The sequence below is a fragment of the Vibrio sp. Scap24 genome (assembly GCF_013394185.1).
GTDB lineage: Bacteria > Pseudomonadota > Gammaproteobacteria > Enterobacterales > Vibrionaceae > Vibrio > Vibrio pomeroyi.
Genome location: NZ_CP041332.1, coordinates 1,595,395 through 1,619,740, shown reverse-complemented (window position 1 = coordinate 1,619,740; position 24,346 = coordinate 1,595,395). Strand labels below are relative to the sequence as shown.

Annotated in this window: 21 protein-coding genes; 7 read left to right on the top strand and 14 right to left on the bottom strand. The window is 45.6% G+C overall.

Features of this window, described 5'->3' with window-relative positions; all coding sequences use genetic code 11:
• Window positions 1–78 precede the first annotated feature (78 nt).
• Entirely contained in the window at window positions 79–4,281 is a 4,203-nt protein-coding gene (gene rpoC, locus FLM53_RS07030) for a DNA-directed RNA polymerase subunit beta' (RefSeq protein ID WP_017631518.1), read from the top strand.
• A 280-nt stretch (window positions 4,282–4,561) separates the two neighbouring features.
• Here rpoC and FLM53_RS07025 read toward each other — a convergent pair whose 3' ends face one another.
• The gene (locus tag FLM53_RS07025; RefSeq protein WP_017096512.1) at window positions 4,562–5,059 is read right to left on the bottom strand and encodes an Rsd/AlgQ family anti-sigma factor; all 498 of its coding nucleotides are present in this window, start codon (window positions 5,057–5,059) and stop codon (window positions 4,562–4,564) included.
• 164 nt (window positions 5,060–5,223) lie between these two features.
• Here FLM53_RS07025 and nudC point away from each other — a divergent pair, with 164 nt between their 5' ends.
• Together nudC and hemE are read left to right on the top strand one after the other, a co-directional pair.
• On the top strand, window positions 5,224–6,033 hold the full coding sequence (nudC, locus tag FLM53_RS07020) for an NAD(+) diphosphatase (RefSeq protein ID WP_176680569.1): 810 nt from the start codon (window positions 5,224–5,226) through the stop codon (window positions 6,031–6,033).
• 299 nt (window positions 6,034–6,332) lie between these two features.
• Window positions 6,333–7,400, top strand: a complete 1,068-nt coding sequence (hemE, locus tag FLM53_RS07015) for a uroporphyrinogen decarboxylase (RefSeq protein WP_017060530.1) — start codon at window positions 6,333–6,335, stop codon at window positions 7,398–7,400.
• 104 nt (window positions 7,401–7,504) lie between these two features.
• On the opposite strand, the gene FLM53_RS07010 is transcribed toward hemE, so the two are convergent.
• Together FLM53_RS07010 and FLM53_RS07005 are read right to left on the bottom strand one after the other, a co-directional pair.
• Window positions 7,505–8,098 carry a uracil-DNA glycosylase family protein gene (locus FLM53_RS07010; protein ID WP_176680568.1) on the bottom strand — a complete coding sequence of 198 codons (594 nt, stop codon included), beginning with the start codon at window positions 8,096–8,098 and terminating at the stop codon, window positions 7,505–7,507.
• Window positions 8,098–9,024, bottom strand: coding sequence for a D-2-hydroxyacid dehydrogenase (locus tag FLM53_RS07005; RefSeq protein ID WP_176680567.1), 927 nt, complete (start codon window positions 9,022–9,024; stop codon window positions 8,098–8,100). Before FLM53_RS07005 ends, FLM53_RS07010 begins: the two co-directional genes overlap by 1 nt.
• A gap of 71 nt (window positions 9,025–9,095) precedes the next feature.
• On the opposite strand from FLM53_RS07005, the gene FLM53_RS07000 reads away from it, so the two are divergent.
• Entirely contained in the window at window positions 9,096–9,683 is a 588-nt protein-coding gene (locus tag FLM53_RS07000; protein ID WP_017633397.1) for a YjaG family protein, read from the top strand.
• A gap of 80 nt (window positions 9,684–9,763) precedes the next feature.
• On the opposite strand, the gene FLM53_RS06995 is transcribed toward FLM53_RS07000, so the two are convergent.
• Entirely contained in the window at window positions 9,764–10,915 is a 1,152-nt protein-coding gene (locus FLM53_RS06995) for a CNNM domain-containing protein (RefSeq protein WP_176680566.1), read from the bottom strand.
• A gap of 270 nt (window positions 10,916–11,185) precedes the next feature.
• On the opposite strand from FLM53_RS06995, the gene hupA reads away from it, so the two are divergent.
• Together hupA and FLM53_RS06985 are read left to right on the top strand one after the other, a co-directional pair.
• Window positions 11,186–11,458 carry a nucleoid-associated protein HU-alpha gene (hupA, locus tag FLM53_RS06990; RefSeq protein WP_004729753.1) on the top strand — a complete coding sequence of 91 codons (273 nt, stop codon included), beginning with the start codon at window positions 11,186–11,188 and terminating at the stop codon, window positions 11,456–11,458.
• Window positions 11,459–11,505: 47 nt separating this feature from the next.
• Window positions 11,506–12,204, top strand: coding sequence for a DUF1481 domain-containing protein (locus tag FLM53_RS06985; RefSeq protein ID WP_176680565.1), 699 nt, complete (start codon window positions 11,506–11,508; stop codon window positions 12,202–12,204).
• A gap of 177 nt (window positions 12,205–12,381) precedes the next feature.
• Here the strand turns inward: FLM53_RS06985 and purD are convergent, their stop codons facing one another.
• Together purD and purH are read right to left on the bottom strand one after the other, a co-directional pair.
• Window positions 12,382–13,671, bottom strand: a complete 1,290-nt coding sequence (gene purD, locus FLM53_RS06980) for a phosphoribosylamine--glycine ligase (protein WP_176680564.1) — start codon at window positions 13,669–13,671, stop codon at window positions 12,382–12,384.
• Between the two features lie 232 nt (window positions 13,672–13,903).
• Window positions 13,904–15,496, bottom strand: coding sequence for a bifunctional phosphoribosylaminoimidazolecarboxamide formyltransferase/IMP cyclohydrolase (purH, locus tag FLM53_RS06975; RefSeq protein ID WP_010435512.1), 1,593 nt, complete (start codon window positions 15,494–15,496; stop codon window positions 13,904–13,906).
• Window positions 15,497–15,821: 325 nt separating this feature from the next.
• Here purH and zntR point away from each other — a divergent pair, with 325 nt between their 5' ends.
• Window positions 15,822–16,253 carry a Zn(2+)-responsive transcriptional regulator gene (zntR, locus tag FLM53_RS06970; RefSeq protein WP_017633392.1) on the top strand — a complete coding sequence of 144 codons (432 nt, stop codon included), beginning with the start codon at window positions 15,822–15,824 and terminating at the stop codon, window positions 16,251–16,253.
• 121 nt (window positions 16,254–16,374) lie between these two features.
• On the opposite strand, the gene fis is transcribed toward zntR, so the two are convergent.
• The 8 genes from fis to FLM53_RS06930 all read right to left on the bottom strand — a co-directional run bounded on the left by fis (window position 16,375) and on the right by FLM53_RS06930 (window position 24,338).
• The gene (gene fis, locus FLM53_RS06965) at window positions 16,375–16,671 is read right to left on the bottom strand and encodes a DNA-binding transcriptional regulator Fis (protein ID WP_004729744.1); all 297 of its coding nucleotides are present in this window, start codon (window positions 16,669–16,671) and stop codon (window positions 16,375–16,377) included.
• Between the two features lie 23 nt (window positions 16,672–16,694).
• Window positions 16,695–17,663, bottom strand: coding sequence for a tRNA dihydrouridine synthase DusB (dusB, locus tag FLM53_RS06960; RefSeq protein ID WP_164913329.1), 969 nt, complete (start codon window positions 17,661–17,663; stop codon window positions 16,695–16,697).
• Window positions 17,664–17,802: 139 nt separating this feature from the next.
• Window positions 17,803–18,690 (bottom strand): 50S ribosomal protein L11 methyltransferase, encoded by an 888-nt coding sequence (gene prmA / locus FLM53_RS06955; RefSeq protein ID WP_176680563.1) that lies wholly within the window; start codon window positions 18,688–18,690, stop codon window positions 17,803–17,805.
• A 186-nt stretch (window positions 18,691–18,876) separates the two neighbouring features.
• Window positions 18,877–20,220, bottom strand: a complete 1,344-nt coding sequence (gene accC, locus FLM53_RS06950; RefSeq protein WP_017633389.1) for an acetyl-CoA carboxylase biotin carboxylase subunit — start codon at window positions 20,218–20,220, stop codon at window positions 18,877–18,879.
• 15 nt (window positions 20,221–20,235) lie between these two features.
• Complete coding sequence (gene accB / locus FLM53_RS06945; protein ID WP_048659206.1) at window positions 20,236–20,691, bottom strand: acetyl-CoA carboxylase biotin carboxyl carrier protein; 456 nt, start codon at window positions 20,689–20,691, stop codon at window positions 20,236–20,238.
• Between the two features lie 74 nt (window positions 20,692–20,765).
• Window positions 20,766–21,215 carry a type II 3-dehydroquinate dehydratase gene (gene aroQ / locus FLM53_RS06940; RefSeq protein ID WP_176680562.1) on the bottom strand — a complete coding sequence of 150 codons (450 nt, stop codon included), beginning with the start codon at window positions 21,213–21,215 and terminating at the stop codon, window positions 20,766–20,768.
• 322 nt (window positions 21,216–21,537) lie between these two features.
• On the bottom strand, window positions 21,538–23,487 hold the full coding sequence (gene acs / locus FLM53_RS06935; protein WP_176680561.1) for an acetate--CoA ligase: 1,950 nt from the start codon (window positions 23,485–23,487) through the stop codon (window positions 21,538–21,540).
• Window positions 23,488–23,705: 218 nt separating this feature from the next.
• Window positions 23,706–24,338, bottom strand: a complete 633-nt coding sequence (locus tag FLM53_RS06930; RefSeq protein WP_176680560.1) for a 3'-5' exonuclease — start codon at window positions 24,336–24,338, stop codon at window positions 23,706–23,708.
• Window positions 24,339–24,346: the final 8 nt, after the last annotated feature.

Below are 24,346 nucleotides of genomic sequence, written 5' to 3'. Positions count from 1 at the left end.
TAAAAGAAGATAGGATTATTTGGTAAAAGGGAGCCCGCTGCAGTAGCGAGCTCCTTTAACTCCTTACAGGAGCTGAATGTGAAAGACTTATTAAACTTTCTAAAAGCACAGCATAAGACCGAAGAATTTGATGCAATCAAAATCGGTCTATCTTCACCAGACATGATCCGTTCATGGTCTTTTGGTGAAGTTAAGAAACCGGAAACAATTAACTATCGTACGTTCAAACCTGAACGTGATGGTCTGTTCTGTGCGCGTATTTTTGGTCCAGTTAAAGACTACGAATGTCTTTGTGGTAAATACAAGCGCCTGAAGCACCGTGGTGTTATCTGTGAGAAGTGTGGCGTTGAAGTTACACAGACTAAAGTTCGTCGTGACCGTATGGGCCACATCGAGCTAGCTTCTCCAGTTGCTCACATCTGGTTCCTAAAATCACTGCCGTCTCGTATCGGTCTACTAATGGATATCCCTCTACGTGATATCGAACGTGTTCTTTACTTCGAAATGTACGTAGTAACTGAACCAGGTATGACTGATCTAGAAAAATCTCAGATGCTTACTGAAGAAGAGTATCTGGATCGTCTAGAAGAGTGGGGTGACGAATTCACTGCTAAGATGGGTGCTGAAGCGATCAAAGATCTGCTTGCAACAATGGACCTTCATCAAGAAGTGGAAGAAATGCGCGAAGAGTTGGAAACAACTAACTCTGAAACTAAGCGTAAAAAAGTTACTAAGCGTTTGAAGCTAGTTGAAGCGTTCATCCAATCGGGCAACGACCCTCAATGGATGATCCTGACTGTACTTCCAGTGCTACCGCCAGATCTACGTCCTCTAGTACCACTAGATGGCGGTCGTTTTGCGACTTCTGATCTGAACGACCTTTACCGTCGTGTTATTAACCGTAACAACCGTTTGAAGCGTCTTCTAGAGCTAGCTGCTCCGGACATCATCGTACGTAACGAAAAGCGTATGCTGCAAGAGTCTGTTGATGCACTTCTAGATAACGGTCGTCGCGGTCGTGCGATTACAGGTTCGAACAAGCGTCCTCTGAAATCTCTTGCTGATATGATCAAGGGTAAACAAGGTCGTTTCCGTCAAAACCTTCTAGGTAAACGTGTAGACTACTCTGGCCGTTCTGTAATCACAGTAGGTCCATACCTTCGTCTACATCAGTGTGGTCTTCCTAAGAAGATGGCACTTGAGCTATTTAAGCCGTTCATCTACAGCAAGCTAGAAACTCGTGGCATGGCTACGACAATCAAAGCTGCTAAGAAGATGGTAGAGCGCGAAGAAGCTATCGTTTGGGATATCCTAGACGAAGTTATCCGTGAACACCCAGTGCTGCTTAACCGTGCACCTACACTTCACCGTCTAGGTATCCAAGCGTTTGAACCAGTACTAATCGAAGGTAAAGCGATTCAGCTTCACCCACTAGTGTGTGCGGCATACAACGCCGACTTCGATGGTGACCAAATGGCGGTACACGTGCCTCTAACTCTAGAAGCACAGCTTGAAGCACGTACACTGATGATGTCGACGAATAACATTCTGTCGCCAGCGTCAGGTGATCCGATCATCGTACCTTCTCAGGACGTTGTATTGGGTCTTTACTACATGACTCGTGAAAAGATCAACGTGAAAGGCGAAGGTATGTACCTTGCTGGCCCTGAAGAGGCTGAGAAGGCATACCGTACTAAGACTGCTGAGCTTCACGCTCGCGTTAAAGTTCGTATCACTGAGACCGTAGTAGACGAAGATGGTAACAGCACTACTGAAACGAAGATGGTTGATACAACTGTCGGCCGTGCAATGCTATGGCAAATCGTTCCAGCTGGCCTACCGTACAGCATCGTTAACCAGAAGTTAGGTAAGAAGCAAATTTCTACCCTTCTTAACGAAGCGTACCGTAAGCTTGGTCTTAAGGACACAGTAGTATTCGCTGACCAAATCATGTACGCAGGTTTTGCATACGCGGCACTTTCTGGTGTTTCTGTAGGTATCGACGATATGGTTGTACCTCAAGCGAAATACGATGAAATTGAATCTGCTGAAGAAGAAGTTCGTGAAATCCAAGAGCAATTCCAATCTGGTCTTGTTACTGCGGGTGAGCGTTACAACAAAGTTATCGATATCTGGGCATCTACGAATGACCGCGTTGCGAAAGCAATGATGGATAACCTATCTTCTGAAACAGTTATCAACCGTGACGGTGAAGAAGAACAACAAGAATCGTTCAACAGCATCTACATGATGGCCGACTCGGGCGCACGTGGTTCTGCAGCTCAGATTCGTCAGCTAGCGGGTATGCGTGGTCTGATGGCGCGTCCAGATGGTTCAATCATCGAAACGCCGATCACTGCGAACTTTAAAGAAGGTCTAAACGTCCTTCAGTACTTTATCTCAACGCACGGTGCTCGTAAGGGTCTTGCGGATACAGCACTGAAAACAGCAAACTCGGGTTACCTAACTCGTCGTCTAGTAGACGTTGCTCAAGACGTTGTAGTACACGAACATGACTGTGGCACACATGAAGGTATCGACATGATGCCTCACATCGAAGGTGGTGACGTTAAAGTTGCACTTTCTGAGCTTGCTCTAGGTCGTGTAGTAGCTGAAGACGTTCTTAAGCCTGGTACTGAAGATGTACTGATTCCACGTAATACTCTGATTGATGAGAAGTGGTGTCAAATCATGGAAGACAACTCAGTAGATAGCATGAAAGTGCGCTCTGTTGTTACCTGTGATGCAGACTTCGGTTGTTGTGCACAGTGTTACGGTCGTGACCTAGCACGTGGTCACCTAGTGAACCAAGGTGAAGCAGTTGGTGTTATCGCTGCACAATCTATCGGTGAGCCGGGTACACAGCTAACGATGCGTACGTTCCACATCGGTGGTGCGGCATCTACTGCAGCAGCAGAGAACAGCATCCAAGCTAAGACAACTGGTACTGTGAAACTTCACAACGCTAAGTTCGTAATCAACAAAGACAAGAAGCTAGTTATCACTTCTCGTGCATCTGAGATGACGATTATTGATGAGTTCGGTCGTACTAAAGAGAAGCACAAACTTCCTTACGGTTCTGTACTGAGCAAAGCGGACAACGACGCAGTGGAAGCTGGTGAAGTTGTAGCTAACTGGGAAGCGCACACTATGCCAATCATCACTGAAGTGGCAGGTCGCATCCAGTTCGTTGATATGATCGATGGCGTAACTGTTTCTCGTCAAACGGATGATCTAACTGGTCTTTCTTCTTCTGAAGTTACAGATGCAGCAGCTCGTCCAGCAGCAGGTAAAGATATGCGTCCAGCTATCAAACTTGTTGACGAGCAAGGTAACGATGTAATGATCCCTGGTACTGAAATGCCAGCTCACTACTTCCTACCTGGTAAAGCGATTGTAAACATTGAAGATGGCGCTGAAGTTGGCATTGGTGACACACTATCTCGTATCCCTCAAAAATCGAGCGGAAACAAAGATATCACCGGTGGTCTACCACGCGTAGCTGACCTATTCGAAGCTCGTAAGCCTAAAGAGCCTGCGATCCTTGCTGAGCACACAGGTACTGTGTCTTTCGGTAAAGAAACGAAAGGTAAGCGTCGTCTAGTAATCACTCGTGAAGGCGGTGACGCTTACGAAGAGATGATTCCTAAGCATCGTCAATTGAACGTGTTCGAAGGTGAGAAGATTGAACGTGGTGATGTAATCGCCGACGGTCCTGAAACTCCACACGATATCCTGCGTCTACGTGGTATCCACGCAGTAACTCAGTACATCGCGAACGAAGTTCAAGAAGTTTACCGCTTACAAGGCGTTAAGATTAACGATAAGCACATTGAGACTATCGTTCGTCAAATGCTACGTAAGTGTACAATCACTCATTCTGGTGACTCTCAGTTCCTACCTGGCGAACAAGTTGAGTACCACAATGTTAAGATTGCTAACCGTAAGCTAGAAGCTGAAGGTAAAGAACTAGTACGTTTCGAACGTGATCTACTAGGTATTACTAAAGCATCTCTTGCAACTGAGTCATTCATCTCAGCTGCATCGTTCCAAGAAACGACTCGCGTACTAACAGAAGCGGCAGTTTCTGGTAAGCGTGACGACCTTCGCGGTCTGAAAGAGAACGTAATTGTTGGTCGTCTGATCCCAGCTGGTACTGGTTTCGCATACCACCAAGAGCGTCAAGCTAAGCGTGAAGAAGAGCAAGAAGGTCCTTCAGCTGAACAAGCTACTGACAATCTAGCAGCACTTCTAAATGCTGGTTTCTCTTCAGAAGAGTAAGCTCTACGAGTAGTCTCTAAGAGATAACAAAAAGGCACCTACGGGTGCCTTTTTTGTATCTGGCGTTTGGGTTATTGGTATGTGAGCTTAGGCGTGTTTTTACTGACGCTAGCCGGTGAATCACGAGCATTGATGGAAAGAGGATAATCGTGGATGAGTCGAGGGGACGGATTCGCAGTTTGCTGGTGGTACTTAGGCTTTAATAGAGTTGAGTGGTTAGGGGAGTTATAGGCAAAACAAAAAGCTTGCACAGAGGCAAGCTTATTAAGGGTTCAGCTAACTAAGCGCCTGGTGGAATCGCTAAACTGTCTGCAATAAGCTGGATAAGATTATCTTCTACTTCAAAACGTACTTCGAGTAGTTCACCTACTTTTGACATATCTCCTTCGAAGTTAGGCAACTCATCGTCTGCATTTACTTTAACGTACTTATCATTGAACTCTAGAAGCGGCTCGGTTGTGAGTACGATCTTCGCGTAAGTTGTATCAATCTCGTCATTGGTTTTAAAGCCCGTTGCTTGCCATTTTTTCATTACCATATCGTAGATCTTAAAATGACCCTCTGAGATATAATCGACAACATGATCGCAGAATGAGCTTATTTCTTTAGGAGAAGGGAGTTCAACAACGTTTGATTGCCCATTGCTAGCTGGCTGCAAGGCACCTAGCTTACAATACTCAACGATTAGAGATTGTCGAGTTTCGAGCCAATGATCGATGACCTCATTAGAGCCACCCCATTGTTCTTGTATTTGTTTGAATTTATTTAGCATGACCATGTCCTCATGATCTGATCACAACCTTGTGATCAAGTAATTGCCTAAGCAGGGTCCGTTTATTGATAACTACTAAAAGTAATAGCTTGAATTATTCTCTGCTACAACTCTAGTATGAAATTAGATTGCCAGTAAAATGAACGAACTGCAAGCAATGAGGCATAGGGATGTTAAAAAAAAGTGATAAGAAAATGACAGAGCAAGCTTATTGGTGCGTCGTTTCAGGTAGTGATATTTGGGTTAATAATGATCAGTTTCCTTACGGCTCAGCTGACGAGCTCGGGCTCAGTGTTGAACATGCGATTTGTATTGGCCAACATCAAGGTCGTAAGGTGTATTGGCTTAACGATTGTGATGTCGAGAGTGAACTGAGCATGGTTAACCTACGCGAGTTACTGCACTGGCCTGAATCGAACTTTCTCATGGCAAGTAAGGCTATCCAGTATGGGCACATGACTCAAAGTATGCGTTTCTGCCCGCAGTGCGGTGGTCGTAATCACTTGAACCACAATCAAGTGGCGATGCAGTGCGGTGACTGCCGAACTCTTCATTATCCTCGCATTTTCCCGTGCATCATTGTCGCTGTACGAAACGACAACAAGATATTGCTGGCACAACACCCAAGACATAAAACGGGCATGTATACCGTGATAGCGGGCTTTCTAGAAGTAGGAGAGACCTTAGAGCAGTGTGTGGCGCGCGAAGTCAAAGAAGAAACGGGCATCGATGTGGGTAATATTCGTTACTTTGGCAGTCAGCCATGGGCTTTCCCATCGAGCATGATGATGGCCTTTCTGGCTGATTATGCTAGTGGTACTCTCAAGCCTGATTACAGTGAGCTATCCGATGCCCAGTGGTTTGACGTGACGGCTCTACCTGATGTGGCTCCGGTTGGTACTATTGCGAGACAATTGATTGAGAAAACCGTCGATGACGTGATGAAAGGTGAAGTGACAGAGCAGGTGCTCGAGCACTAAATGGCCTGCAATAGTATTTGGCCTATGGGTGGTCAAAAGCTAAAAAAAACCCTCCACAAGTGGAGGGGGTAAGTAAGATGTCGTTATGAGATGCTGAGTAGTGACTACTCAGGTGTTATAATTGTAATTTTCGCTAGCGAACAAATTTTTAACATGCTCCCTTAATTGGGTGCAAATTAAGCATTGATTTAAAAGTTAATAACTTGATCTAGGTTGCAAAGCACACAGCTTTTACCCCTCAATCAGTGTTAGAATACTTGCCATCAAAACTAGACAAGATTGAATTGGAATTTAACGGAATGACCGAATTAAAAAACGATCGCTATTTACGCGCACTTTTAAAACAGCCTGTTGATTACACACCGGTATGGATGATGCGCCAAGCTGGCCGCTATCTTCCAGAGTACAAAGCAACGCGTGCAGAAGCAGGCGACTTCATGTCTTTGTGCAAAAACGCGGAACTTGCATCAGAAGTAACCCTTCAACCTTTACGTCGTTTCCCGCTTGATGCGGCAATCTTGTTCTCAGACATCCTAACTATCCCTGATGCTATGGGTTTAGGTTTGTACTTTGAAACAGGTGAAGGTCCTAAGTTCGAGCGTCCAATCACATGTAAAGCTGACGTAGAAAAAATTGGCCTACCTGATCCAGAAGGTGAGCTTCAATACGTAATGAATGCTGTTCGTCAGATCCGTAAAGACCTGAAAGGCGAAGTACCACTGATTGGTTTCTCTGGTAGCCCATGGACGCTAGCGACATACATGGTTGAAGGTGGAAGCTCTAAAGCGTTCACTAAGATCAAGAAGATGATGTACGCAGAACCACAAACACTGCACCTGCTTCTAGATAAGCTGGCTGACAGTGTAATTGAATACCTAAACGCGCAAATTAAAGCGGGTGCTCAATCAGTAATGGTATTTGATACATGGGGTGGCGTATTGACTCCTCGTGATTACAACCTGTTCTCACTGCAGTACATGCACAAAATCGTTGATGGCCTAATCCGTGAAAACGAAGGTCGTCGTGTTCCAGTGACTCTGTTTACTAAGAACGGTGGTATGTGGCTAGAGTCTATCGCAGCAACTGGCTGTGATGCTGTAGGTCTAGACTGGACAATCAATATCGCAGACGCGAAAGCTCGCATTGGCGACAAAGTGGCACTGCAAGGTAACATGGATCCTTCTATGCTTTACGCTCAACCAGAACGTATTCGTGAAGAAGTAGGTAGCATTCTTGAAGGCTTTGGCGACGGTGGTACAGGTCATGTATTTAACCTAGGCCACGGTATCCACTTAGATGTGCCGCCAGAAAACGCTGGTGTATTCGTTGACGCTGTTCACGAACTGTCTAAGCCTTACCACAAGTAATTCTGTGTAAGATGATTGAAAGCGCTGCTGGGCAACCCGCAGCGCTTTTTTATTGCCTGAAGCTCGGCATTTAATACTTGTTGAACTTCGCCGTGTGCAGTTAATTAGGCATTTAGATCATGGTAGGTCAAATGCTCTGAGATGTGCTGCCGGATGTAAGGAATAACCTCATTCTCAAACCACGGGTTCTTCTTGAGCCAGATATTATTACGTGGTGAAGGGTGGGGAAGTGGTAAAAACTCCGGTGCCCAAGCTTGCCAGTTCTTGACAGTTTCTGTCAGTGTTTTGGTGTTTCTTTCCTTTAAATAATAGTTTTGCGCATACTGACCAATCAATAGTGTCATTTGGATATTGGGTAGTGATTGCAGTACTTTCTGATGCCAGAGTTCAGCACACTCTTTCCGTGGTGGCAGGTCGCCACTTTTTCCTTTGCCCGGGTAACAAAACCCCATAGGTACAATCGCGACTTTTTTCTCGTCATAAAAGGTATCACTGTCTATCCCTAACCATTCTCTCAATCGTTCACCACTGGCATCGTTCCAAGGGGTGGAGGATTCATGCACCTTGATACCTGGCGCTTGGCCTATGATCAACAAGCGCGCGTTTGGATGAGCTTGAATGACAGGGTTGGCACCGTGCGAGAGGTGAGGCTCACATGCAGTGCATTGTCGTATCTCTTTAAGTAGCGAAGAGGACATTAGTAGCCTTTATCAAAATCAATGACATGGTTCAGTGTAAAACCATCTCGCCACTGTTTGTAATTCTCTGCGAAGATCTCTATTACTTGTCTTGGTTCACTGAGTGCAGCAATGTGTGGCGTAATCGTCACTTGCGGTAGTTTCCAGAACGGATGATCTTGCGAAAGGGGCTCGCTTTCAAATACATCTAAAAATGCGTGTTCTACCCATCGGTTTTTAATCGCTAACAACAAGGCTTTGTTGTCTAAGCTTTCCCCTCTGCCGACATTAAACAGCAGCACATTAGAACAATAACTGAGAGTGGTTTGATTAAGTAGTTGATAGGTTTCGGGTGTCGATGGCAGAGTATTGACCACAATATCCGCTTGCTTGAGGGTGGCTTCTAACTCATTGATGTGGAATGTGTCTTTGAAGGTCTCTTGCTTTGATGGAATGCCTGTGCGGTTGACGCCAATGGTATGAATGCCAAACGCTTCAGCGGTTTTTGCTAAATGACTACCAATAGACCCCGTTCCTAAAATCACCATGGTTTTGTCAGTTAGGCTAGAATAAAGCTGAGGCTGCCAGTTTCGCTGCTGTTGTTGCTGGTGGTAATGAGGAAAGTGTCTAAAGTGGCTGATTGCGTAACCTAAAACGTACTCCGCGATAGCAGGGCCGAAGATACCTTTGACGTTGGTCAGCGTGTAATCCTGACGAAGCTCTGGTTGAGTGAGCTTATTGATGCCAGCGTAGGTGCTTTGTACCCAATCAAGCGTTTTAAACTCGTTAAGACGCTCGGCTATCAGGGGAGGTGAGGCTAATACAATCTCAGCCAACTCGGGGTTTTGAGTGATTTCTAAGTCGGGTAAATCTTGGTTTAGAATCAGTTGCGTATAGGTATCGTCATGCTCAGTAAGAATATAGAGCTTATTCGTAAAATTGTTCATCGGCTTACCTTTTCCCCCCAGGGTTTATCAAGTACACTTTCGCTGTCTTTTTCTGCAATTATTGAGTGACTATGCTTCAGAATCCACTGCAGGTTCGTCTTGAAAAGTTAGAACCTTGGCAACAAATTACCTTTATGGCGTGTCTATGTGAGCGTATGTACCCTAACTATGCCATGTTTTGTGAGAATACAGAATTTGCGGAAGCTCGAATCTATCGTGATGTTTTGGATAGCATTTGGGAAATCCTAACGGTTAAAACGGCAAAGGTGAACTTTGAACGTCAACTAGAGAAAGTAGAAGAACTATTTCCTAGCGCAGATGATTTTGACTTCTATGGTGTTTACCCTGCAATGGACGCGTGCCAAGGTTTAGCAACGCTGATCCATGGTCTGCTTGACCGTGAGCACATGTTTGAAGCTGTGATTAAAGTGAGTCAACAATCGGTGAAGACGGTTGCTGAGCTTGAGTTTGCTCAAGGCGCAGATGAAGTGACAAACGAAAACCAGAAAGAAAACGAAGCGGTGTGTGAAGAGTGGGATGTTCAGTGGGCCATCTTCCGACCTCTACGTGAAACGACTGAGCGTGACCTAGAGCTTATCAAAGACCTACGTCACGAACTGCGTGAAGACCCAGTCAGTAACATTGGTGTCGCGTTATAATTTGTTATCGCATCAAAGTACGAATAAAAATAAAGGCTCTCTTGGGAGCCTTTATTGTATCTGACGATATCAAATCTAGATTAAGCGTCTTTTTTCACTTCTTTTGGCGCTTGCTCTTCATCCGCAGTTTTTGAATCAGAGGTTTCGTTGTCTGCTGGAGTTTCTTCCTCTAGCTCGTCCTCTTCATCGCGGTTTTCGATAACACCGTGTGTTTCTTTCCACTTTTCCCAGCGTTGAAACGCCAGCTCTTGCATGTCGGTGGTTTTATCTGCTTCGTCGACGATCTCTTCGCCTACAAGGTGCTCAAAGATGTCTTCTAGGGTGATGATGCCCTGAATTGTGCCGTACTCATCAACAACCAAAGACAGTTGCAGGCGGTTTGCCATCATTTGGTCAAAAGCTTTCGCTAAGCCCATGTTGTTCAGCAACACGTGAATAGGACGCATCACTTCACCTAGCGCTTTTTCGCCACAACCGGCTTGCTGCAATCTAAACAGCTCCAAGCGGTGGACAAAGCCGATGATGTTATCGCTCTGCTCGCTGTAAACCAGCGGGCGAGAGAATGGCGTGTCTTTGTGTTGCTCAAGGAAAGTATTCACACTCATTTCCGCATCCACACGGAATACAACCGGGCGTGGTGTCATTACTTGAGTCACAGGCACGTCTTGAATACCAAGTAGGTTGCTCAGGATTTTTGATTCGCCTTCTGCAAACTCACCGCTCTCTTTAGCCAAAATCGCCATTGCAGACAACTCATCACGCATTTTTGGTGCTTGGTGGCCACGAGCCAGACGCTTGGTAATTTGCTCTGAGAACCAAACAAACGGAGTTAGGAAGAACACCATCCAACGAAGTACGGTTGATGATGCAGGAGCAAGTTGACGCCAGTAGGTTGCACCAATCGTTTTTGGAACAATCTCAGACAAGACCAAAATACCCAGAGTTAGCACAGCTGAGAATACACCCAACCATTGGCTACCAAATACAACCGCTGCTTGTGCACCCGCTGTCGCTGCACCGATAGTGTGCGCGATGGTGTTGAGCGTTAAAATTGATGCCAGTGGACGGTCAATATCTGTTTTCAGTTTGTCTAATGACTCTGCTGCAGGGTGCCCATTTTGTTTTAGTTGAGCAATGTAGCTCGGACTAATACTCAAAAGTACAGCTTCCAAAACAGAACAAATGAAAGAAACTCCAATAGCAATGGAGACGTAAATAGTTAGCAGCAGCATGTTTGCCCTTAAATTAAATTGTACGCTTTATCAGCGATTCAGCGTGGATTATAGAGAAAAAGTAGTGGCTAGGTCATCATTAATTTTGCGCTGAGCCCCTTTTAAACAAGGGCTTGCTCAATAAAATCAGTAACAAATTGTGAGTTATTACTCATATTATGGCTAAAACTACGGCATTAGAGCTAAAGATCGACGACAAACCTTTGCCAGATGGGGCATTTATGTTTTAGAGTGAATTGAATTCAAAAATACAAAGAAGGGAAACCTAAAATGAACAAGACTCAATTAATCGACTTTATTGCTGAAAAAGCGGACCTTTCTAAAGCACAAGCTAAAGCTGCTCTAGAAGCGACTCTTGGCGGTGTTACAGATGCTCTTAAAGATGGCGATCAAGTTCAGCTAATTGGTTTTGGTACTTTTAAAGTAAACCACCGTGCAGCTCGCACTGGTCGTAACCCAAAAACTGGTGACGAGATCCAAATCGCTGCTGCAAATGTTCCAGCATTTGTTGCAGGTAAAGCGCTGAAAGATTCAGTGAAATAATCTAAACTGTACCGAGGTAGTCGTATTCCACCTCGGTACAGGTTTTTATGAAAAAAGCATTTCTTCTCGTTTCACTGTTATTTACATTTCTCATTGGCTGTTCTTCAACAAGCCCTCGCAAAAACCTAGAGCAATTTGAAACTCATACCGGCGGCCAAGTCATGGGCGACGCGACAAGTTTCTACTGGGTCACCAACAAGCTAACACAACCTCATACTTCAGCTGACTACGTCACTGTGGGCGATTACGGCTGGTACCAAACTGACTATGCTTGGTCGGAAGGTGTACTGCGTGAATTCATTCGTGAAGGCGAACAGCGTAATTCATCGAATGAACTAGTTCCTTATCGCGTCCATGTGCGTTTCAATAAGTCAGGCGAAGCTGTGTATCAACAGTATCGTCTTAACAACAAGATCTTACCTATCCAAGCTAAACAGCTTGAGAACTACCAGAAAGAAGCTAAGTCGGTTCTAGAGACCACGATGAAGCAGTATGACGAAGGTTTTCGACTGATTCAGGGTTACTGGAATGGCAGCTCTTTCGAAACATGCTCTGGCGGCGAATTTGATAGCTTTGAGTTTAACCAGACCTTACCAAGCTTCGTGATTGATCGATTGGCGTCTGTGGAAAGCTATGCGGCGTTTCTAGGCAGTGATTCACTCGGTAAAATGTCGGTTGAAGAGTTACTGATGTTAGCTGATGACAGCCATGACTGTGTGACAAGGCCATCATTACTGAAAGAGTAGCGAGCAATCAAAGGATTAAGGGTATTTGGCCTATGGTAGGCCAAGTGCTGATTTGTCTGTACAGCTGCAGATTAAGCAATAAAGAAGGCGCCTTAGAGGCGCCTTCTTTCATTTTGTTGCGAACAGTTTTTGCGTTACTCACTTACCGTATTCGGATTAAGCGAGTGACAGTATTGATTACTGCTCTTGCTCGCGCGCAATCGCACGGTAACCAATGTCATTGCGGTGGAACATACCATTCCAGCTAACTTGCTTCGTTAACGCGTAAGCGCGCTCCTGAGCCTCAGAAACCGTGTTGCCTAGTGCTGTTGCACAAAGTACACGACCGCCGTTTGTCACAACGTCGCCAGCTTCGTTATTTGTAGTACCGGCGTGGAAAACCTTTTGGCCTTCAACTTCGCTTGTTGGTAGTGAAATAACGTCACCTTTTGTGTAGTCAGCAGGGTAACCGCCAGCTGCAAGAACAACACCGATCGAAGCGCGTGGATCCCACTTAGACTCAGCTTCATCTAGTTTCTCGTCGATAGCCATTAGGCAAAGCTCAACAAGGTCTGACTCCATGCGCATCATGATAGGTTGCGTTTCAGGGTCGCCGAAGCGGCAGTTGTATTCGATAACCTTAGGTGTGCCGTCAGCATCGATCATTAAGCCAGCGTAAAGGAAACCAGTGTAAGGTGCGCCTTCAGCATCCATACCACGTACCGTTGGGTAGATAACTTCCTCAAGGATACGGTTGTGGATTTCCGGCGTCACAACTGGAGCTGGAGAGTAAGCACCCATGCCGCCAGTATTAGGGCCAGTGTCTTTGTCGCCAACACGTTTGTGGTCTTGGCTGGTGGCCATAGGCAGAACGCTAGAACCGTCAACCATTACAATGAAGCTTGCTTCTTCGCCTTCAAGAAACTCTTCAATCACCACGCGGCTGCCTGCTTCGCCAAATGCGTTGCCAGCAAGCATGTCTTTGATAGCGTCTTCAGCTTCTTCAAGTGTCATCGCAACGATAACGCCTTTACCTGCCGCAAGACCGTCAGCTTTCACTACGATTGGTGCGCCTTGCTCGCGTACGTAAGCGATAGCTGGATCAATCTCAGTGAAGTTTGCGTAGTAACCTGTTGGGATGTCATGACGAGCTAGGAAGTCTTTAGTAAATGCTTTAGAACCTTCAAGCTGCGCTGCTGCTTGAGTAGGACCAAATATCGGCAGACCGACTTCGCGAAATGCGTCAACCACACCAATAACTAATGGCGCTTCAGGGCCAACGATAGTCAGTTCGATTTTTTTCTCTTGAGCAAACGCGACTAAACCTGCGATGTCTTCAACGCCGATATTTACGTTCTCAAGTTTCGGCTCAAGTGCAGTACCTGCGTTCCCTGGAGCAATGAATACTGTTTCAACGTTTGGGTTCTGTGCTGCTTTCCAACCTAAAGCGTGCTCACGGCCGCCGGCACCGATAATAAGTACATTCATGTTTTAATCCTTACATCAAAAATCGTCATTCTCGAAGTTGAGGAACGAAACTATCGGGAATCTTCTTAGTTCGTTGAATAGAGAGATTCCGTATTACGCTCGTGCCTCACTATACGGAATGACGATATCGAAAATATTAAGCTTTTAAGTCATGTTGATAGTTGAACCAACATGAGTAATGAATTCTTAAACCAATAAAAAAGGCTCTAGGAAAACCTAGAGCCTGTTCTGATTAGTGGCGGAAGTGACGCATGCCCGTAAAGATCATCGCCATGCCGTGTTCGTCTGCTGCTGCGATAACTTCGTCATCACGCATAGAACCGCCCGGTTGGATAACACACTTGATACCCGCCTCTGCTGCCGCGTCGATACCGTCACGGAATGGGAAGAATGCATCTGATGCCATCACACAACCTTCAACCTGTAGACCTTCGTCTGCAGCTTTGATGCCTGCGATTTTCGCAGAGTAAACGCGGCTCATTTGGCCTGCGCCTACACCGATAGTCATGTCGCCTTTCGAGTAAACGATAGCGTTAGATTTAACGTACTTCGCTACTTTCCAGCAGAATAGTGCGTCTTTTAGCTCTTCAGCTGTAGGTTGGCGCTTAGAAACGACTTTAAGGTCATCTTCAGATACCATGCCTTGGTCGCGGTCTTGAACTAGCAAGCCACCGTTAACGCGTTTCACGTCAAAGCCAGTTGTCTTAGTTGTCCACTCGCCACACTCAAGTAGACGAAGGTTTTTCTTAGCCGCTACGATTTCTACTGCCTCAGCAGAAACAGAAGGTGCAATGATAACTTCAACGAATTGACGCTCAGTGATAGCCGTTGCTGTTGCAGCGTCTAGTTCACGGTTGAATGCTATGATGCCGCCAAATGCAGACGTTGGGTCTGTTTTGAATGCACGGTCGTAAGCTTCTAGGATATCTTCACCTAGTGCCACACCACATGGGTTAGCGTGCTTAACAATCACACATGCTGGCTGGTCGAACTCTTTCACGCACTCAAGTGCTGCGTCGGTATCAGCGATGTTGTTGTAAGAAAGTGCTTTACCTTGAATTTGGCGAGCAGTAGACACTGACGCTTCTTCTGGGTTTGCTTCAACGTAGAATGCTGCTGCTTGGTGGCTGTTCTCACCGTAGCGCATGTCTTGTTTCTTCTCGAACTGTTGGTTGAACGTGCGAGGGAATTTGCTTTCTTCGTCACCTTCTTTGTTCTCGCCGTAGCTAGGAACCATAGTGCCGAAGTAGTTTGCGATCATGCCGTCGTAAGAAGCTGTGTGCTCGAATGCAGCGATAGCTAGGTCGAAACGAGTCTCTAGCGTTAGAGATTTCTCGTTAGCGTCCATTTCAGCTACAACGCGCTCGTAGTCGTGTGCGTTTACAACGATAGTCACGTCTTTGTGGTTTTTCGCTGCAGAGCGAACCATTGTAGGACCGCCGATGTCGATGTTCTCAACAGCATCAGCAAGGGTACAACCTTCTTTAGCAACGGTTTCTGCGAATGGGTATAGGTTTACAACAACCATATCGATAGGGTTGATACCGTGAGTTTCCATCACGTCATCGTCTTGACCACGACGGCCTAGAACACCACCATGAACTTTTGGGTGCAGAGTCTTAACACGGCCGTCCATCATTTCAGGGAAACCAGTGTAGTCAGATACTTCTGTAACAGAGATGCCTTTTTCAGCAAGCAGGCGAGCAGTGCCACCGGTAGATAGAATATCTACACCACGGTTAGCAAGAGCTTGTGCAAATTCAACGATACCAGTTTTGTCTGATACGCTGATTAGAGCGCGGCGAATTGGACGAGCGTTATTCATGCTTCCATCTTCCTCAAATTCATGGGGTTAAAATAAAGATATTTGCCAAAAAAGAACTTGTTTCTATCTTCTTAGCGTGGATTATCTTAGATACCAGTAAGAGATAAAATATTGGCCAGTTTTGGTAAAGACCTTTTGGGTTTGTCTTATGATCTCGCTATAAGATAACCAACTCCAAATTTGATGGCGCAGATTCTAACTAATTTATTACAAAAAAGCTCGCGCAATCGTTTGGCATCTCAAAATTAATTGTGAAAAGTGCCATTTCAGCCTGAAAAGTAACGATAAGGTTAATTGTGGAATGGACGAAAGAGTAGGAAAAAACATGTTCCAGATCGGTGAATTAGCGAAACGATGCGGTGTGACGGCCGATACCTTGCGATTTTATGAGAAGAATAACCTGATTGCGCCAGCCAGTCGCAGTGAGTCGGGTTATCGTCTCTATGATGAAAATAACCAGAAACAGGTGACCTTTATTCTCAAATCCAAAGAGTTGGGGCTGAGTTTGGATGAGATTAAAGAATTGCTTGAGATTCGCTTGGAAGCGACACAGCACAGTTGCGCTGAAGTGAAGTCGATTACCACAGCTAAACTGGAGATGATCGATGAGAAGATTACCGAGCTCACCAAGATTCGTACTGCACTTAAGAAGATTAATGATGCGTGTTGTGGCCACATAGACGACGATGCGAGCCATTGTTCTATTCTTGCAGCCTTGGACTCAGCAAACCTTGATAAGGGGCGTTGCTGTAGCTAACAGCGCCTTTTATAGCCAGTTCTGGTACTAGATTCTCTCTGGTACTCAATCGACAAGCCAAAAAAAAGCCAAACTCAATCAATGAGCTTGGCTTTCAATTCAATTAATTACGAAAGAACGATTAGTTCATGCCGTATTTTTTAAGTTTCTTGCGAAGAGTACCGCGGTTGATACCCATCATAGTTGCTGCGCGAGTTTGGTTACCGCGAGTGTACTGCATGATGGTGTCTAGTAGTGGCTGTTCAACTTCAGCTAATACTAGTTCGTATAACTCGCTGACTTCTTGACCGTTTAATTGAGCAAGGTAGTTTTTCAATGATGCTTTCACTGAATCACGTAGTGGTTTCTGCGTGATTTGGTCTTGTGATGTTACTGTAGTCACTGTCAATGCTTCTGAAGTCAGATTTTGTTCGAACATATTCGGTCTAGCTCTTCTCGTAATTATGGTGCAACGTTATCAAAATAACCTTCTAGCGCCTCAAGCTGCAGATCACCTGCTTCGAGTGCGTTGAAGGTACGGCGAAACTCACTCGCTTGTTCATGCTCTTTTAGATACCAACCCACATGCTTACGAGCGATGCGAGGGCCTAAAAACTCTCCATAGAATTCATGCAGAGCGTTAACATGACCAAGCATGATGTCCTTCACTTCCAAGATTGGGAGTGGGTCCATCGTGGTGCCGTTTTCCAAATAGTGTAGGATTTCGTTAAAAATCCACGGACGACCTTGGGCAGGACGACCAATCATCAAAGCGTCAGCGCCGGTGTACTCCAGCACAAACTTAGCTTTTTCCGGGCTATCGATATCACCGTTAGCAATAACCGGAATAGATACAGCTTGTTTCGCCGCTTTAATGTGTTTGTATTCTGCCTCACCTTTGTACATACAAGCGCGAGTTCTCCCGTGAAGGGCAAGTGCCTGTATGCCGCAGTCTTCGGCTATTTTAGCGATTTGGACACAGTTTCTGTTATCTGTATCCCAGCCTGTACGAGTCTTTAACGTTACTGGAACGTCGACTGCGTTTACGACAGCTTTCAAGATCTCTTCAATGAGTTCTGGATGCTGAAGTAGGGCAGAGCCCGCAAGCTTCTTATTCACTTTTTTGGCTGGACAACCCATATTGATATCGATGATTTGCGCACCGTTATCGACATTGAATTGAGCAGCCTCGGCCATAAGCTGTGGATCTGCACCAGCGATTTGTACTGAACGAATGCCCGATTCGCCTTCATGTACCATACGCTGCTGAGACTTCGACGTTTTCCAAACCTTAGGATTGGAGGACATCATTTCACTGACTGCCATCCCCGCACCATAGCGAAGACACAACTCACGGAATGGTCTATCCGTTACGCCAGCCATTGGAGCGACGATTAGATTGTTCTTAAGTTGATAATTTCCGATTTTCAAAACGTCATCACAGTTCTGTACCAGCAAGGGCGCGCATTTTACGCATTTTTTCGCTGCGTGAAAAGACTAATATTTGAGCATTTACAAATTGTTTTTGTAATTTGCATAAAATTCAATCAATTAGCGCCCAAAGTCTTGTCTAGCCTTGCTTGCGACCAGAGATACGACACCACTCTTGTTGCTCGATGATCGGATCAATGTGAAGCTCATCACGATAATAAGTCGCAACATCTTCCGCTTGTGTATCTAAAACACCCGACATCGCCAGCACACCATTTGGCTTAACTAGGCCTTTAATGATGCCTGAAAGGTCGCGTAATGGACCCGCAAGAATGTTGGCAACAACAACGTCAGCCAGCAAACCTTCAGGTTGATCTTGTGGCAAGAACACCTCTAGTTGCTCAGCAACGCCATTACGTTGTGCGTTGTCTTTTGATGCAAGCAGAGCTTGAGGATCAATGTCGATCCCGATAACTTTTGCTGCGCCAAGTTTGATCGCTGCGATCGCTAGGATGCCTGAACCACAACCGAAGTCGATCACGGTTTTGCCTGTTAGGTCTAGGCCTTCAAGCCACTCAAGACACAATGCCGTTGTTGGGTGAGTACCTGTACCGAATGCAAGACCTGGATCCAGCATTACGTTTACAGCGTCAGGTTCAGGGATATCGCGCCAGCTAGGGCAGATCCATAAACGCTCACCAAACTTCATTGGGTGGAAGTTGTCCATCCATTCACGTTCCCAATCCTTGTCTTCAATTTGCTCTACTTTATGAGCAAAGTCTGCAGGGAACATGTTGCTTGCTTTAATCTGCGCTAGAACGACACCAGTATCAATCTCAGCGTCGTAAAGCGCGAGAATGTCAGTATCACCCCAAAGGCGAGTTTCACCCGGCAGAGGCTCAAATACAGGGGTATCTTGTGCATCCAGGAAAGTTACAGAAAGAGCACCAGTCTCTTCCATTAACATGTCGCCGATTTGTTCGGCATTTTCATTGGTAGCATTAAGCTTGATTTGAATCCAAGGCATGGCTGCATCTTCTATATGAGAAAAATTGGATGGCGAGTCTAGCAGAAAATATGAGCAAATTCACCAAAACCCCACGGAATAAAATGGGGATTAAAGATTGAGTTTTTCGGGGCTCTAAAAACAAAAATGCTCACCGAAGTGAGCATTTTAAATGTTCTTAAAAGAACCGATTACTTAGGGCTAGTTTTATTGCAGACCAAGCTTCTTCTCAAGGTAGTGGATGTTCGCACCACCGTGTTGGAAGTTTTCGTCGTTCATAATAGACAGTTGAAGTTCAGTATTAACGTTAATACCTTCAACAATCATTTCACCCAGTGCGTTCTTCATACGAGCGATAGCAACATCACGGTTCTCACCGTAAGTGATCAGCTTACCAATCATTGAATCGTAGTGTGGTGGCACTGTGTAACCTGTGTAGATATGAGATTCCCAACGTACGCCCATGCCGCCTGGTGCGTGGAAACGTTCAATCTTACCTGGAGAAGGTAGGAAACGAACTGGATCTTCCGCATTGATACGACATTCGATTGAGTGGCCACGCAGCTTAATATCATCTTGAGTGAATGATAGAGGCTGACCAGCAGCGATACGCAGTTGCTCTTTCACTAGGTCGATACCCGTTACCATTTCAGTAATCGTGTGCTCAACCTGGATACGAGTGTTCATTTCGATGAAGTAGAACTCACCGTTCTCGTATAGGAATTCAAATGTACCTGCGCCGCGGTAACCAATCTCAAGACAAGCACGAGTACAACGTTCGCCGATGTACTTACGCATCTCTTCAGTGATACCTGGAGCTGGTGCTTCTTCCACAACTTTCTGGTGACGACGTTGCATTGAACAGTCACGCTCACCTAGGTGGATAGCATTACCTTGGCCATCTGCAAGCACTTGTACTTCAATGTGACGTGGGTTTTCTAGGAATTTCTCCATGTAAACCATGTCGTTGTTGAAACATGCTTTTGCTTCAGCACGAGTCATCGCGATAGCTTCTGTTAGTTCTGCTTCAGAACGAACTACACGCATACCACGACCGCCGCCGCCGCCAGATGCCTTGATGATTACAGGGAAACCAATGCGCTTAGCGTGCGCTTTGTTTTTCGCGTCGTCGTCATCAAGAGGACCGTCAGAACCTGGCACGCAAGGTACGCCAGCTTTCTTCATCGACGTGATAGCTGACACTTTGTCACCCATCATGCGAATAGTTTCAGCTTTAGGGCCAACAAAGATAAAGCCACTGCGCTCTACCTGTTCTGCAAAGTCTGCATTTTCAGATAGGAAGCCGTAGCCAGGGTGAACGGCTACTGCACCTGTAACTTCAGCAGCGCTGATGATACGAGGAATGTTCAGGTAGCTATCGATACCACGAGCTGGACCGATACAAATGGTTTCGTCTGCAAGCAGTACGTGCTTAAGATCGCGGTCAGCTGTTGAGTGAACAGCTACCGTTTTAATGCCAAGCTCTTTACATGCACGCAGAATACGTAGTGCAATCTCACCACGGTTCGCGATTACTAATTTATCTAACATAATGAGTGCTCTCTATTATTCGATAATTACTAGAGCTTGGTCGAATTCTACTGGTTGACCGTCTTCAACTAGGATAGCGGTAACAACACCAGACTTATCAGCTTCGATTTGGTTCATCATTTTCATTGCTTCAACGATACATAGAGTTTCGCCAGCTGTTACTGATTGACCAACTTTAACGAATGGTTTTGCGTCTGGGCTTGGAGCGCCGTAGAAAGTACCAACCATTGGAGAAAGAACTTGGTGGCCCGCTGGAACTGCTGGAGCCGCTGCTTCTGCTGCTACAGGTGCCGCCGCAGGAGCTGCTGCCGCTGCTACAGGAGCAGGAGCTGCTGCATATTGAACAGGTGCTACAGGTGCAGTGCTGTTACGACTGATTCGTACTGACTCTTCACCTTCAGAGATTTCTAGCTCAGAAATACCAGACTCTTCAACCAATTCGATTAGCTTTTTGATTTTGCGAATATCCATTGTTTCTTTCTCTTTATCTGTTAATTGAACTTACTCTATGACTGAGTAGGTTAGTAATAGTTCGTTGTTTATGTTTACTTTGAGTTGAGCTTGCTGAGCGCAGCGGTCAAAGCAAATTGATAACCTTGGGCACCTAAGCCACAAATCACACCTTCTGCTTTATCAGATAGGTAAGAGTGGTGACGGAATGGTTCACGCGCGTGAACATTCGATAGATGGACCTCAAGAAATGGGATTGCAACGCCAAGTAGTGCATCACGCAATGCCACACTGGTATGTGTAAAGGCTGCTGGGTTGATAATGATAAAATCAACATTTTGATAAGCACTATGGATCGCTTCAATCAGTTCATACTCGCGATTTGACTGTAAGTGAGATAGCTCAACATCGTGTGCTTTCGCTTGCTCGGTCAATGAGCTAATAATCTGGTCAAGTGTTTGAGAACCGTAGTGTGTAGGCTCTCTTAGGCCTAACAGGTTAAGGTTTGGGCCATTTAAAACTAGAATGCGAAACTTTGTAGACATCGTGGGGCTATCTTCCTTTATCGTGTTTACGAACGTGAATGTTGCCATTTTATTGAAAATTTGCGGTTAATTTCTAGTGAGAAAAACCCAAATTTAAAAATTAGAACCAGATTATAGCTAATTCAGCGCAAATCGCAGCAATTTACTGGTCTAATCTCCTATTGATACAGCGTGGAATTGTTACCAACTTAACAAAAAAGCGCCTTAGCCTTAATTTGGGGCGGGATATTTGAGATCAAGATCAGCCATAAAAAAACCGCCACATAGGTGACGGTTTAGGTAAGGTCTGTTTTAAACAGTAATTCAGGGTGTGACTGGTTGCTTATGCCAGTTCTGCTTTCTCGGCAATCAACTTATCAACCACGCTTGGGTCTGCCAAAGTAGAGGTATCACCTAGGTTACCTGTATCACCCGTAGCAATCTTGCGCAGGATACGACGCATGATTTTACCTGAACGAGTTTTCGGTAATGAGTCGGTCCAGTGCAGCACATCTGGCGTTGCGATTGGACCAATCTCTTTACGTACCCAGTCTTTCACTTCTTTATGAAGTTCAGCTGTTGGGAACTCGCCATCATTCAGCGTGATGTAAGCGTAAATTGCTTGGCCTTTAATATCGTGAGGAATACCCACAATCGCTGCCTCTGCAATCTTATCAAACGCGACTAGAGCCGATTCAATCTCTGCAGTACCCATACGGTGACCAGAGACGTTAAGTACGTCATCAACACGGCCTGTAATCCAGTAGTAGCCATCTTCATCACGACGAGCACCATCACTGGTGAAGTACATGCCTTTAAAGGTAGAAAAGTAAGTCTGTTCGAAGCGATCGTGATCGCCATGCACAGTACGCATTTGGCCCGGCCAAGAGTCAAGAATCACAAGGTTGCCGTCAGTTGCGCCCTCAATGATGTTACCCATGTTATCAACCAGAGCAGGTTGTACACCGAAGAATGGGCGCGTCGCTGAGCCAGGTTTTAGGTCGGTTGCTCCCGGTAGTGGTGCGATTAAGATGCCGCCCGTTTCTGTTTGCCACCAAGTATCGACAATTGGAGACTGCTCATTACCAATTGTTTTGTAGTACCACTCCCACGCTTCTGGGTTGATAGGTTCGCCCACTGAGCCCATGATTCTTAGGCTGTCACGAGAAGTACCTTCAACGGCTTCGTTGCCTTTCGCCATCAGTGCACGAATAGCCGTTGGTGCAGTATAAAGAATATTAACTTGGTGCTTATCGACTACTTCACTCATGCGGCTTGTGTTCGGGTAGTTCGGCACGCCTTCAAACAGAATGGTTTTAGCGCCATTGGCAAGCGGCCCGTAAACAAGGTATGTGTGACCTGTAATCCAACCCACATCGGCTGTACACCAGAAGGTTTCGCCTTCTTGGTAATCGAATACATATTTGAATGTCATCGCTGCATAAACAAGGTAACCACCTGTGGTGTGCATAACGCCTTTAGGTTTACCTGTTGAGCCTGAGGTATAAAGGATGAATAGTGGGTCTTCTGCATTCATCTCTTCTGGTGGGCAATCTGCCGATACGTTTGCAATAGCATCGTGCCACCAAACATCACGGTGTTCATGCCAAGCAACATCACCGCCAGTACGCTTGAATACCACAACCTTCTCGATGTTCTTCACTTCAGGGTTAGTCAGCGCTTCATCAACGTTTTTCTTAAGTGGAACAGCACGGCCGCCACGCACGCCTTCATCGGCAGTGATAACAACTTTAGAATTTGAATCGATAATACGGCCAGACAGAGCTTCTGGTGAGAAACCACCAAATACTACCGTGTGAACCGCACCAATACGGGTACATGCCAGCATTGCTACTGCCGCTTCTGGCACCATTGGCATGTATAAACAAACCACATCACCTTTACGTACGCCTTGCTCTTTCAGAGCATTTGAAAACAGGCACACTTCTTTGTGTAGTTCATTAAAAGTTAGAGTTTTATCATCGGCAGGGTCATCGCCTTCCCAGATGATTGCGACTTCATCACCGCGTTCTGAAAGGTGACGGTCGATACAGTTAGCCGATACGTTAAGCGTACCATCTTCAAACCAGCGGATGTCGATATGGCCAGGGTCGAAAGAGGTATTTTTTACCTGTGTGAAAGGCTTAATCCAATCAACGATTTTTCCGTGTTCACCCCAAAAGCCTTCAGGGTCAGAAACAGATTGCTGGTACATGGCTAGGTAAGTGTCATTATCCGCGTGTGTGGTTGATTTAATATTTTCTTTTACCGGATAAACGTGGGCTTCACTCATTGCATCTCTCCTTGTGCCTACATTCCTAATGAACTGGCAACTTCCTTTGTGTTCAATTTCTAGGTCTATTACAGAACCGTCTTTGTGTTATCACTCTCGGCTAGGACGGCGATTTCCACAATTAGACTTTAGGATGAGACGCCGCTTTTCACTTACAAAATAGCGAGTTAAGTTCATTTTTGAGATGTTGCTCTCTATGTAGAAAGCCAGTGGTTGAATTAAGAATAAGAAGAGTTGAAGCGTGGCAAGTCGCCGTGTTTCAGGCGAACAAAGATCAGCGCAGCGGAGATAGCGTCTTGTAATGCATCATGTTTATTGACTGGAATAGGCAAGTCGAGCTGGCGACAGATGGCATCCATACTGAGATCGAAATAGGCGTTGGGCAGCTGTCTTTCGAGTTTGTCTTGATAGAGTTGGCTTACTTCGACTAATCGGTTAGGCAGAGGAAATCCGAGTTGTTTTAAACAGGCGCGGTCGAGAATTTTCTTGTCATAGCGGATGTGATAGCCGACTAAAGGACGATTACCAATGAAACCTAGTAGCTCAATTAAGGCTTGTTTCTCTTCGATTCCGTGTTTGAGGTCTTGATGGCGAATACGGTGGATTTTTATCGAATTGCAATCGAGTGATTGAGGCGCTCGCAACCGCACTTCAAAAGGTTGGCTGGTAATGATTCGGTTACCGATGATCTTTGTCGCGGCAATGGTCACCAGCTCGGCTTGATTGGGGTCGAGGCTGGTGGTTTCACAATCGAGTGAGACATACTCTTGGTGAACAGGCGCAGTAAACAGAGGCTGATACGAAGAGCCTTTGAGTTTGTGATGCCAGTAATAGCGAACCAGTCTATTCATTGTTCAAT